General features: G+C 62.7%; 10 protein-coding genes. 7 read left to right on the plus strand and 3 right to left on the minus strand.

The window, feature by feature from the left end; translation table 11 throughout:
- Positions 1–20: 20 nt before the first annotated feature.
- Together UIB01_RS03415 and UIB01_RS03420 are read right to left on the minus strand one after the other, a co-directional pair.
- Positions 21–1,397: an L-serine ammonia-lyase gene (locus UIB01_RS03415; protein ID WP_038656887.1), complete on the minus strand. Its 1,377-nt coding sequence runs from the start codon at positions 1,395–1,397 to the stop codon at positions 21–23.
- Positions 1,398–1,520: 123 nt separating this feature from the next.
- Entirely contained in the window at positions 1,521–2,468 is a 948-nt protein-coding gene (locus UIB01_RS03420; RefSeq protein WP_038656889.1) for an NAD(P)/FAD-dependent oxidoreductase, read from the minus strand.
- A gap of 357 nt (positions 2,469–2,825) precedes the next feature.
- On the opposite strand from UIB01_RS03420, the gene UIB01_RS03425 reads away from it, so the two are divergent.
- Together UIB01_RS03425 and UIB01_RS03430 are read left to right on the plus strand one after the other, a co-directional pair.
- Complete coding sequence (locus tag UIB01_RS03425; RefSeq protein WP_038665367.1) at positions 2,826–3,821, plus strand: TRAP transporter substrate-binding protein; 996 nt, start codon at positions 2,826–2,828, stop codon at positions 3,819–3,821.
- A 369-nt stretch (positions 3,822–4,190) separates the two neighbouring features.
- Positions 4,191–5,189, plus strand: a complete 999-nt coding sequence (locus tag UIB01_RS03430; protein ID WP_196247249.1) for a TRAP transporter substrate-binding protein — start codon at positions 4,191–4,193, stop codon at positions 5,187–5,189.
- On the opposite strand, the gene UIB01_RS03435 is transcribed toward UIB01_RS03430, so the two are convergent.
- Positions 5,173–5,592 (minus strand): DUF488 domain-containing protein, encoded by a 420-nt coding sequence (locus UIB01_RS03435; RefSeq protein ID WP_038656893.1) that lies wholly within the window; start codon positions 5,590–5,592, stop codon positions 5,173–5,175. The genes UIB01_RS03430 and UIB01_RS03435 overlap by 17 nt on opposite strands.
- Before the next feature lie 209 nt (positions 5,593–5,801).
- Here UIB01_RS03435 and UIB01_RS03440 point away from each other — a divergent pair, with 209 nt between their 5' ends.
- From UIB01_RS03440 to nosZ, 5 genes are all read left to right on the plus strand, one after another.
- Positions 5,802–6,155, plus strand: a complete 354-nt coding sequence (locus UIB01_RS03440; RefSeq protein ID WP_038656895.1) for a hypothetical protein — start codon at positions 5,802–5,804, stop codon at positions 6,153–6,155.
- A gap of 70 nt (positions 6,156–6,225) precedes the next feature.
- Entirely contained in the window at positions 6,226–6,666 is a 441-nt protein-coding gene (locus UIB01_RS03445; RefSeq protein WP_038656897.1) for a CopD family copper resistance protein, read from the plus strand.
- A 163-nt stretch (positions 6,667–6,829) separates the two neighbouring features.
- Positions 6,830–8,080 (plus strand): acyl-CoA dehydrogenase family protein, encoded by a 1,251-nt coding sequence (locus tag UIB01_RS03450; protein WP_038656899.1) that lies wholly within the window; start codon positions 6,830–6,832, stop codon positions 8,078–8,080.
- Positions 8,081–8,341: 261 nt separating this feature from the next.
- Positions 8,342–10,519: a transcriptional regulator NosR gene (nosR, locus tag UIB01_RS03455; protein WP_038656901.1), complete on the plus strand. Its 2,178-nt coding sequence runs from the start codon at positions 8,342–8,344 to the stop codon at positions 10,517–10,519.
- A gap of 67 nt (positions 10,520–10,586) precedes the next feature.
- Positions 10,587–12,500, plus strand: coding sequence for a TAT-dependent nitrous-oxide reductase (nosZ, locus tag UIB01_RS03460; RefSeq protein ID WP_038656903.1), 1,914 nt, complete (start codon positions 10,587–10,589; stop codon positions 12,498–12,500).
- Positions 12,501–12,532: the final 32 nt, after the last annotated feature.

A 12,532-nucleotide genomic window follows, 5' to 3' on the forward strand; every position in this document is an offset into this window, starting at 1 on the left:
GCTGTCATATGCCAGACCTGTCAGCACTCGATGATGTTCACCGCCAGCCCGCCGCGAGCGGTTTCCTTGTACTTGCTCTTCATGTCGGCGCCGGTCTGGCGCATGGTGCGGATGACCTTGTCCAGCGAGATGAAGTGGCTGCCGTCGCCGCGCAGGGCCATGCGCGCGGCGTTGATGGCCTTTACCGCGCCCATGGCGTTGCGCTCGATGCAGGGCACCTGCACCAGCCCGCCGACCGGATCGCAGGTCAGGCCGAGGTTGTGTTCCATGCCGATCTCGGCGGCGTTCTCCACCTGCTGCGGTGTGCCGCCGAGCACTTCGCACAGCGCGCCGGCAGCCATCGAGCAGGCCACACCGACCTCGCCCTGGCAGCCGACTTCGGCGCCGGAAATCGAGGCGTTTTCCTTGTAGAGAATGCCGATGGCGGCGGCGGTGAGCAGGAAGCGCACCACGCCGTCCTCGTCGGCGCCTGGCACGAAGCGGATGTAGTAGTGCAGCAGCGCCGGAATGATGCCGGCCGCACCATTGGTAGGGGCGGTGACCACGCGACCGCCGCTGGCGTTTTCCTCGTTGACCGCCAGCGCATAGAGGTCCACCCAGTCGAGCACGTTGAGCGCATCGCGCAGGTTGGCCTCGGGGTGTTCGCTGAGCTGGCGGTACAGTCCCGCTGCGCGCCGGCGCACCTTGAGCCCGCCGGGCATCACGCCTTCGGTACGGCAGCCGGCATCGACGCAGTCCTGCATCACCTGCCAGATGCGCAACAGGCCGCTGCGGGTTTCGGCCTCCGGGCGCCAGGCCGCTTCGTTGGCCAGCATCAGCTGGCTGATGGAAAGCCCGTGCGACGTGCTGTGTTCCAGCAGCTCGGCGGCGCTGTGGAAGGGGTAGGGCAGTGTGGTGGCGTCCTCGACGATGCGGTCGGCGCCTGCGGCCTGCTCGTCGATCACGAAACCACCGCCCACCGAGTAGTATTCGCGGCTACGTAGTTGCAGGCCGGCGGCATCGAGGGCACGGAAGATCATGCCGTTGGGGTGGAAGGCCAGTGGCTTGCGGATGAATTGTAGATCGTTGCCGATATCGAAGCGAATGGCCCTCTCGCCGAGCAGGTGCAGCTCGTGGGATTCACGCATCGCTGCCATGCGCTGGGGAATGCTTGCGGTGTCCACGCGCTCCGGCAGCTCACCTTCGAGCCCAAGCAGCACGGCCTTGTCGCTGCCATGGCCCTTGCCGGTGGCGCCGAGCGAACCGTACAGCTCGATCTTGAGACGGTCGGTGGCGCTGAGCAGTCCCTCTTCGCGCAGGCCCTCGGCAAAGCGCAATGCTGCGCGCATCGGCCCGACCGTGTGCGAGCTGGACGGGCCGATGCCGATCTTGAACAGGTCGAAAACGCTGAGTGACATGAGGTGCTCCGCTGCAAGGCTTGTCTAAGCCTAGACCTTCCGTGGCCCACGGATGTTGCCTTGATCGCTTGCGGTGCATTTGCCAATCCGGCTCGCCAGGACCGCTTTCTACGCGGTCCGCCGCTACTCCCGAGCAGCCACCGAACCGCCCCAGGGGTTGGCTTCCAGGCTGTTGTGCACCGCAGTCGCGGCCTGCGCGGCCTGGCCGATGGCCACACTGATCTGCTTCAGCCCCATGGTCACGTCGCCGATCGCGTACAGCCCGCGCAGGGAAGTCTGCAGGTGCTCGTCCACGTTCACGCCGCCGCATTCATCGCAATCCAGGCCGAGCTGCATGGCGAGTTCGGAACGAAAGCGCGCGCCGAGGCTGGGGTAGATGATGTCGAAGTGATGACGTTCGCCGCGACAGGTCAGCAGTTCGATGCCGGTTTCGCAGGGGTGCAGGGATTCGACGCGGTCGCCAATCACGCGAATGGCGTAATGCTCGGCAAGGGCGATGGCCTGATCGCAGGCGTCCTGCTCGCCATGTACCACGACGGTGACCCGATCGGTGAAGGTGCGCAGGAATACGGCATGGCTGATGGCGGTCTCCGCTTCGCCATAGACCGCAACATTGTCGCCGTCGACCTCGTAGCCATCGCAGATCGCGCAGAGACGCACCTTGCCGTCGGCGATGGCGTGCTCGACGTCGGGCATGTCTGGCAACCTGTCCTCGATGCCGGTAGCGAGGATGATCCGCCGCGTGATGCAGATGCGATCGTCATAGCGCACGCTGAATCCCTCGACATGCGGTTCGATGTGCTCCACTCGACCTTGTTCAAGGCGGGCGCCATAGCCGCTGGCCTGCTCGCGCAGCCTTGCCAGCAGGTCGTTGCCGGTGATGCCCGGCGGAAAACCGGGGTAGTTGCGCGAGCGCGGTATCCACGATGCCCGGCTCGAGCCGGCATCCACCACCAGGCAGCTGCGCCGGAAGCGCGCCAGGTACAGCGCCGCGGTCAAGCCGGCGGGTCCGCCGCCGACGATAAGGCAGTCGGTCACGGTGGTGTGTGGGGTCGCCTGGTAGTCGGTCATTGCACGGGCCAATCGCGGTTCGATGCCTGTAGAAGCCCGCGGAGAGGATAAAGTTCGCCAGCTGGTGCTGGATGCAATGTTCGGTTTTGAGAGCTGGTCGGACCTTCAGCCCTTGTGCCAGAGCGGCTGATGGCCAACACTGCGCGGCTTGGTGACCGGGCATATCCAGTCGGTACTGTTTGGTCACCGCCATTCCAATAAAGATCAGCCTGCGACTTCGTTCGCCGTGCGTTGATCCCTCGCTACAACTCTCAGCAGCGCCTCACCCGGCGCGGGCTGAACCACATCCAATCGCAAAAACCACTCGACCGGAGCTCACGAGGCGCCGTGCCGAGCTTATTTCCCGTGGGGGTAAAAGTGTTCAAGTCTCTGGTTGTTGCGCCCTGTGCGGCGCTGTTTCTGTTGCTCTCGCCAGTCGTGGCTCTAGCCGCGGAACCCATCGTCATCAAGTTTGCCCACGTGGTCGGTGACGACACGCCGAAGGGCAAGGGCGCCCTGCTGTTTCAGAAGCTGGTGCGCGAACGTCTGGCCGGTCAGGTAGACGTCGAGGTCTACCCGAACTCGACGCTGGTAGGTGATGCGGAAGAGATGCAGGCGCTGCTGGACAACAAGGTGCAAATGCTTGCGCCCTCGCTGTCCAAGTTCATCGAGTATTCGCCGAAGCTCGAAGTATTCGACCTGCCGTTCCTGTTCGATGACGAGGCAGCTGTCGCGCGTTTCCAGAAGCGTGAAACCAGCCGCGAGCTGTTGCGCTCGATGGCTGACCGTGGCATTTACGGCCTGGCCTACTGGAACAATGGCCTCAAGCAGCTTTCGGCCACTCAGCCGCTGCGCAGCCCGGCCGATGCGGCGGGCCTGGCGTTCCGTATCCAGCCATCGCCGGTGCTCGAGGCGCAGTTCGCTGCGCTGGATGCCAAGGCCGTGCGCCTGCCGTTCTCCGAGGTGTCCAAGGCGATGCAGAGTGGCACGGTGCAGGGCACCGAAGGACCCTGGTCGAACATCCGCGGGCAGAGCGCCGCCGGCAAGCCGAGCTACGTCACCGAGACCAACCATGGCGTGCTCAATTACATGCTGGTCGCCAACTCCGAGTTCTGGACCAGCATTCCCTTCGCCGTGCGTTCGGAGCTGGAGAACATCGTGCTGGAGGTCACCCAGACGGTGAACGCCGAGGCGGCTTCGATCAACGAGCGAGAGCGCGAGCAGATACTGGCCAGCGGCAGCGCGACGCTGGTCACCCTGACGGCAGAGCAACGTCAGGCCTGGCGCGCGAAAATGCAGCCGGTGTGGAAGTCGTTCGAGGCGCAGATCGGCAGCGATATCCTGCGTGCGGCGCTGACCGTCAATCGCCGCTGAGGTCGTCGGCTCCGGTTCAGGAGCCGCAACCTGGCTTGTCATCGCCCCGCCATGAGCCTGCGCAGGTTCGCGGCGGCGCGTGTGTATGCCGCCAAGGTATCGAATTGAGAACTAGTCGCACTTTCTGGCCTTGTGCCATCTGCGGCGTTCACTAAGACTTTCGTATAGCTGCGGACGGCCTTTGCGCCGCATCTGCCGCAGCTCGATTCCAGGAAAGGTCCACGACGACTGCGGCAAGCGCGTCGAACGGGCCAACCTCAGAAAAAGTTCGTTGGCGCTCCGCGCCAGTCGGGCCTTTCAAACCCATATCGACTAACCACTCGGACGGTGCTCACGAGGCGCCTTCGAGCTTTTCCCATTGGGGGTTGGATGTACAAGTCTTGTGTCGCTGCGCTGGTCGCAGCCCTGTATTGGTTGAGTGTCCCGGCAATGGCCGCCGACGGTGAGCCGATCGTCATCAAGTTCGCCCACGTGGTGGCGGACGATACGCCCAAGGGCAAGGGTGCGTTGCTGTTCAAGCAACTGGTCGAACAGCGGATGGCCGGCAAGGTTACGGTCGAGGTCTATCCGAACTCGACCCTGGTGGGCGATGCCGAGGAAATGCAGGCGCTGTTCGACAACAAGGTCCAGCTGCTGGCGCCGTCGATGTCGAAGTTCGCGCCCTATACCAAGAAGCTGCAGGTGTTTGATCTGCCGTTCCTGTTCGATGATGCCGAGGCGCTACAGCGCTTCCAGAAGCGTGAGGCGGCGCGTCAGCTGCTGCGTTCCATGGCCGATCATGGCGTCTATGGGCTGGCCTACTGGAACAACGGCCTGAAGCAGCTTTCCGCAACGACCGCGCTGCGCAAGCCGAGCGATGCCAGTGGCCTGGCGTTCCGCATCCAGCCTTCGCCGGTGCTTGAAGCGCAGTTCGCGGCGGTCGGTGCCAAGTCCGTCGTGCTGCCGTTCGCCAAGGTCTACGAATCGCTCAAGAGTGGCGTGGTTCAGGGCGCGGAGAATCCCTGGTCGAACATTCTCAGCCAGAACATGCACAGCGTTCAGCCGTACATCACCGAGACCAATCACGGTGTGCTGGACTACATGCTGATCACCAACAACGATTTCTGGTTGAGCATGCCCTTCGCGGTACGCTCGGAGCTGGAGGGCATCATTCTCGAGGTGACCCAGGCAGTGAATCGTGAGGCCGCCGCGGTGAACCGGCGCGATCGTGAGCGCATTCTTGCCAGCGGCAGCAGCCAGCTGATCACCCTCACGCCGGAAGAGCGCCAGGCCTGGCGTGATCAGATGCTGCCGGTGTGGAAAAGCTACGAAGCGGAAATCGGCGCCGATCTGATCCGTGCCGCCATGACGGTCAACCGTCGCCGTTGATCCTTCTGCCCAACTCGCCAGCCAGGCAGGCCGGCGAGCTGGGGAGTTCCAATCGCTCGATTTCCTCCTCCAGCCATTCGGCCAGCACTCGAGCATTGTTCTGACGCTCGTCCTGCGCGGCGTAGATCAGTGTCAGCGTGCCGCCCCCGGCCACCTCCAGTAGCGCCCACCAGTGTTCGGGGTGGGCGGCCAGTTCGTGCCGATAGCGCTGGCGAAATTCCGGGTAGCTGATCGCGCCGCCCTTGAATGCCTTGCGCAGGGCTGTGGAGGGCGCCAGGTCCGGCAACCATGTCTGCAGCGCCAGGCTGTCCTTGCGGCAACCTCTTGGCCACAGGCGGTCGACCAGTATCCGCTGGCCGTCCGCCGGCATTGCCGGTTCGTACGCGCGTTTGCACTGAATCATCCATACCTCCGCAGACCTGCGCTGAAGTCTAGGTACAAAATACTGATGTGTCAGGGTAAAAATAACTTTTGCATGGGTATAAATTACTATCAGTCATGTGGTTATATTAACCCTTGTTGATTTATCTAGTTGATTTTATTGGCTTAAATATCAGGCACGCTTCGTGAAAAGGAGAGTGGGTGCAACTCATTACTCGATAGGGGCGTGACATGAAAAAAGCAACGGTTCTGATGGCGGCAGCAGCGATTCTGGCAAGTGGTCTGGCCAGCGCAGATGAAGTTCTCGAAGTGCACGAGGATCGCGCGGTCGGCGGCGGTTTCGGCGGACTCAGCGGCTTCATGCTTGGTGCCGCGGCGGGCGGTCCGGTCGGCGCGCTGGTTGGCGGCGGCATCGGCTATCTGGTCGGGCAGGGCGCCCACCAGGCTGTCGGGCTCGAGCAGACGCTGTATGTGGTCAAGCGCGAGGATGGCAGCGTCGCGCGCATTCGTACGTCCGATGACCGCTTTCTGCAGGGGCAGCACATCGAGCGTGACGGCCCGCAGATCACCGCGGCGGCGAAATGACGGCGCGCAGGTAGTCCCGCAGCGGGTTGTTGGGGGATGATCGCGGCTGATTGTCACTGAGGAGGCGCTGATGAGTTATTCCGTTCTGCACGTGGTGCATCTGCTGGCCGCGATCTTCTTCATCGGTACGCTGTTCTTCGAGGTGATGATCCTCGGCCGCATCCGCCAGCAGATCGGCGAGCAGACCATGCCGCTGGTGGAGCGCGCCGTCGGCGCCCGTTCGCGGGTGGTGCTGCACTGGGTGGTGCTGTTCGTCTATGGGGCGGGTATCGGCCTCGGCTGGTATCACCGGCAGGCATTGGCCGATCCGTTTGCGAGCAGCTTCGCCACTCAGCTGACGCTGAAGATTGTTCTGGCGATCGGCGTGTTCTTCACCTTCGGCCTGGTGGCGATCCTGCTGCGCAAGGGGCATATGACGCCGGCGCGCTACCGTGCCCTACACTGGGCGATCTTGCTGCAGATGATCGGCATCGTGCTGCTGGCCAAGGGCATGTTCTACCTGCACTGGTGACGCGCGCATACCAGCTTTGTCAGTCGCAGTCATGACCAAGGTCAATTCGGCTGGCGCTTCGTTTCGTGCTTATCGGGCCTGATTCAGTCACCGCAGCCTCGTTGCTTTAGCGGCAGCGGGGTCTATGGTGGCTGCATCGTTTCCGATCAGTAGAGGTTGCCCCATGGATTTCGCCTATAGCCCACGCGTCGAGGCGCTGCGCCTGCAACTGCGCAACTTCATGGACGAGCACATCGTGCCGCGCATCGGCGCCTGGCATGCGGAGGTCGCCGCTGGCCAATATCCGGTGTCGTTCATGGACGACCTCAAGGCGCTGGCGCGATCCGAAGGGCTGTGGAACCTGTTCCTGCCTTCGCTCGGCGAAGACGAGCCGGGCATGGGCCTGAGTAATCTCGAATACGCGCCGCTGGCGGAGATCATGGGCCGCGTGCACTGGGCCTCCGAAGTGTTCAACTGCAACGCACCGGACACCGGCAACATGGAGCTGCTGCACATGTTCGCCACCCCCGAGCAGCGCCAGCGCTGGCTCGCACCGCTGCTCGAAGGCGAGATCCGCTCGGCCTTCGCCATGACCGAACCGGACGTGCCGTCCTCCGACGCCACCAACATCCAGACGCTGATTCGCCGCGATGGCGACGACTACGTGATCAACGGGCGCAAGTGGTTCATCACCAACGCCTCGCACCCCAACTGCAAGCTCCTGATCGTCATGGGCAAGACCGACCCGGATGCCGAGACCCATCAGCAGCAGAGCATGATCCTGGTGCCGTTCGACACGCCCGGTGTCGAGCTGGTGCGCAACATCCCGGTGATGAACCACATCGCCCCCGAAGGCCACAGCGAATTGCTGCTGCGCAATGTGCGGGTACCGGCGAGCAACCTGCTCGGCAAAGAGGGCGACGGCTTCATGATGGCCCAGGCGCGGCTTGGACCTGGGCGTATCCACCACTGCATGCGTTCGATCGGCATGGCCGAGCTGGCGCTGGAGCTGATGGTCGAGCGCTGCCAGGAGCGCAAGGCGTTCGGCCGGTACCTGCAGCAGTATTCCAATGTCGCCGACTGGATCGCCGAATCGCGCATCGAGATCGAGCAGGCGCGACTGCTGGTGCTCAAGACCGCCTGGATGATCGACGAGGTCGGTGCCAAGGCGGCGCGCAAGGAGATCTCCATGATCAAGGCGCTGGTGCCACGCATGCACATCAACGTGGTGGACCGCGCCATCCAGGTCTACGGTGCGATGGGGCTGACACCGGATACGCCGCTGGCTGACATGTGGACCGGCGGCCGCGCGCTGCGCTTCGCCGATGGTCCGGACCAGGTGCATTTGCGCAGCATCGCGAAGATGGAAATCAAGGCCAGTGAAGCCACGCGCGGTGCCACCGCGGCTTATCTCACCCCGCCCGGACGCCACTGATAGTCGACTGTTGCCAGCCGCGCGACGCCTGCGTTGCGCGGCTTTTCTCTGCTCCTGCGCGCTCCATTTTGGTGCGCAAGCTTGCGTCCCCCTGCTGCTGACCTAGGCTGGTCATAACAACGTCTTTGTTCATGGTCATGGTGTTCATTGACATGGGACAACGAAAACGGCCGCCGGGGGAGTCCTTGATTGCAATCAAGGGGAGGCATGTAGGCGCTCACCTACCATCCGCTTACGCCAACTGTACAAGCAGGTAACTCGATGGCTTCCCGTGAAATCTGGCCGCTGGCCGGTACGTTCAGTACCTGGGCCAAGGGCTTTGTCATTCTGCTGATCCTGAGCGTCTGCACATTACCGCTGCAGGCCAAGGAATACGAAGTCGAGCGACAGCGCATCGAGCAGTTCTTCCCCGGTGCGAGCATTTCCGAGCCTGATGGCGACTATCAGGTTCGTACGCTGCGCAAGGGCGACGAGGTCGTCGGCTACGCCTTCCAGAGCATCAACGTCACCAAGATTCCGGCCTATTCCGGCAAGCCGATCAACATGCAGGTACTGCTCGATCCGCAGGGCGTGATCCGCGACGCCTATGTGCTGGAGCACCACGAGCCGATCCTGCTGATCGGTATTCCCGAGCAGAAACTCCACGATTTCAACGCCAAGTACGAGGGCATCAAGGCTGATCAGCGCGTGGTCGTCGGCCGTTCCAGCGACAGCAACGCGGTGACCATCGATGCGGTGACCGGCGCTACCGTGACGGTGATGGTGGTCAACGAGGTGGTGATGCGCGCCGCGCATGAGGTGGCGGTTTCGTTGGGGTTGATCGAGGCGGGTAACACTGCGCGTCCAAAGCCTGCCACGGTTCGCCATGACGTTTTCCAGCCGGCTGACTGGACCGAGTTGACCGGTAGTGGCGCGATTCGCCGGCTGCATCTGACCCGCGGGCAGATCGACGAAGCCTTCAAGGGGACCGAGGCCGAAGGTATCGACGAAGCTTCCCCGGAAACCGCCAACGACACCTTCATCGATCTCTTCGTAACAGAACTGAACCCGCCAACCATCGGCCGCAACCTGCTGGGCGAAAACCAGTACCGCTTCCTGATGGAAGAGCTCAAGCCCGGCGAGCATGCCATCGCCGTGCTGGGCAGCGGTGAGTATTCATTCAAGGGGTCGGGCTACGTGCGCGGTGGCATCTTCGATCGGGTGCAGCTGCGCCAGTTCGGCGACATCATCAGTTTCCGCGATCTCGACTTCCAGCGACTCAACGATATCTACATCGACGGCGCACCGCGCTTCAGCGAGATGGCGATCTTCATCGTCCGTGAGGCGGCGCGCTTCGATCCGGGTTCGCCCTGGGTACTGGAGCTGCTGGTGCGCCGGCAGATCGGGCCGGTCAGCGGCATGTTCACCAGCTTCGAGCTGCCTTACCAGATGCTCGACGACTACATCGAACGGCCGCAGCCCACCGCCGAGGAGCTGGCAGCGATCGAGGAAGCCAACCGGCCGATGTGGGTCAACATCTGGTACCAGAAGACCTTTCAGATCGGCGTCATTCTCGCGGCTCTCGGCCTGCTGACGGTCATCCTGTTCCTGCAGGACAAGTTCACCCAGAAGCCGCAGTTCCTGCACTGGCTGCGCCGCGGCTACCTGGTGTTCACCGTGGTGTTCATCGGTTGGTACGCGCTCGGGCAGCTGTCGGTCGTCAACGTGCTGACCTTCGTCCATGCGCTGTTCCAGGACTTCCGCTGGGAGCTGTTCCTCTCCGATCCGGTGATTTTCATCATCTGGACCTTCACCGCCGCCAGCATCCTGCTCTGGGGCCGCGGCGTCTTCTGCGGCTGGCTGTGCCCGTTCGGTGCGCTGCAGGAGCTGATCAACGAGGCCGCACGCAAGCTGAAAGTTCCGCAGTACGAGCTGCCCTTCGCCGTGCACGAGCGGCTCTGGGCGATCAAGTACATCGTCCTGCTGGTGCTGTTCGGCATCTCCCTCGAGTCGATGATGATGGCCGAGAAGGCCGCCGAGGTTGAGCCGTTCAAGACCGCCATCACCCTCAAGTTCGACCGCCAGTGGTGGTTCGTCGCCTATGCGGTGTTCCTGCTGGTAATCAACATCTTCACCCGCAAGGTGTACTGCCGCTACGTCTGCCCGCTGGGTGCGGCGCTGTCGATCAGCAGCAAGGTCCGGCTGTTCGACTGGCTCAAGCGCCGCCCGGAATGCGGCAGCCCCTGCCAGCTATGCGCCAAGGAATGCGAGATCCAGGCCATCCACCCGGATGGGCACATCAACCACAACGAGTGCCATTACTGCCTGGACTGCCAGATGACTTATCACAACGAAAACAAGTGCCCGCCGCTGATCCTGAAGAACAAGCGCGCCAAGCGCGGCAAGAAGGCACCGGCCGACCCGTCGCTGATTCCCGTAGTGCAAGTAGTGGAACCCTGAGTCATCGCCGCAGGCGACGTGCTCGATCGATGTGTTTGAAGCAGATGTCCCAAAGGAGCGAAACCCCATGAGTGACAAGAGCAAGAACAATCCCGAGGTGCTGGAGAAGGGCGGCATGAGCCGTCGTGGCTTCCTCGGCGCCAGCGCGGTTACTGGCGCGGCCGTCGCGGCCACTGCCTTCGGTGGTGCGGTAATGAGCCGTGAGTCCTGGGCTGCCGCGGTGAAGAATGCGCAGCAGAACATCCACGTCGCCCCGGGCGACCTGGACGATTACTACGGCTTCTGGAGCGGCGGCCACCAGGGCGAAGTTCGCGTGATGGGTATTCCGTCGATGCGCGAACTGATGCGTATCCCGGTGTTCAACGTCGACTCCGCTACCGGCTGGGGCCTGACCAACGAAAGCCGCGCGATCATGGGCGAGAGTGCCAAGTTCCTCAACGGCGACTGCCACCACCCGCACATCTCGATGACCGACGGCAAGTACGACGGCAAGTACCTGTTCATCAACGACAAGGCCAACACCCGCGTCGCGCGTATCCGCCTGGATATCATGAAGTGCGACAAGATGATCACCATCCCCAACTGCCAGGCGATCCACGGCCTGCGCCTGCAGAAGGTGCCGCACACCAAGTACGTGTTCGCCAACGCCGAATTCGTCATCCCGCACCCGAACGACGGCAAGGTGTTCGATCTGCAGGATGAGAACAGCTACACCATGTACAACGTCATCGACGCCGAGAAGATGGAGATGGCCTTCCAGATCATCGTCGACGGCAACCTGGACAACACCGACGCCGATTACACCGGTCGCTTCGCTGCTGCCACCTGCTACAACTCGGAAAAGGCCTACGACCTCGGCGGCATGATGCGCAACGAGCGCGACTGGGTCGTGGTGTTCGACATCGAGGCTGCCGAGAAGGCGGTCAAGGCCGGCAAGTTCACCACCCTCGGTGACTCCAAGGTGCCGGTGCTGGACGGTCGCAAGAAGGGCGACAATGACAGCGCCTTCACCCGCTACATCCCGGTGCCGAAGAACCCGCACGGCTGCAACACCTCCTCCGACGGCAAGTACTTCATCGCCAACGGCAAGCTCTCGCCGACCGTGTCGATGATCGAGATCGCCAAGCTGCCCGACCTGTTCGCCGGCAAGCTGAAGGACCCGCGCGACACCATCGCCGCTGAAGTGGAACTGGGCCTTGGCCCGCTGCACACCACCTTCGACGGTCGCGGCAACGCCTACACCACGCTGTTCATCGACAGCCAGGTGGTCAAGTGGAACATGGCCGACGCGGTACGCGCCTACAACGGCGAGAAGGTCAACTACATCAAGCAGAAGCTGGACGTGCATTACCAGCCGGGCCACATCCATGCCTCGCTCTGTGAAACCAGCGAAGCCGATGGCAAGTGGCTGGTGGCGCTGTGCAAGTTCGGCAAGGACCGCTTCCTGCCAACTGGCCCGCTGCACCCGGAAAACGATCAGCTGATCGACATTTCCGGCGACGAGATGAAGCTCGTGCATGACGGCCCGACCTACGCCGAGCCGCACGACTGCATCATGGCCCGCCGCGACCAGATCAAGACCAAGAAGATCTGGGACCGCAACGATCCGTTCTTCGCGCCCACCGTGGAAATGGCGAAGAAAGACGGCATCAACCTCGACGCCGACAACAAGGTCATTCGTGACGGCAACAAGGTGCGCGTGTACATGACCTCCATGGCGCCAGCGTTCGGCGTGCAGGAGTTCACCGTCAAGCAGGGCGACGAAGTCACCGTGACCATCACCAACATCGACCAGATCGAGGACGTGTCCCACGGCTTCGTCATGGTCAACCACGGTGTGAGCATGGAGATCAGCCCGCAGCAGACCTCTTCCATCACCTTCGTGGCAGACAAGCCTGGCCTGCACTGGTACTACTGCAGCTGGTTCTGCCATGCACTGCACATGGAAATGGTCGGCCGCATGATGGTCGAGCCCGCTTAAGCTGGTCGAGCCATTGCCAATAAGCCGGTGAT

Origin of the sequence: Stutzerimonas decontaminans (genome assembly GCF_000661915.1) — a bacterium.
GTDB lineage: Bacteria > Pseudomonadota > Gammaproteobacteria > Pseudomonadales > Pseudomonadaceae > Stutzerimonas > Stutzerimonas decontaminans.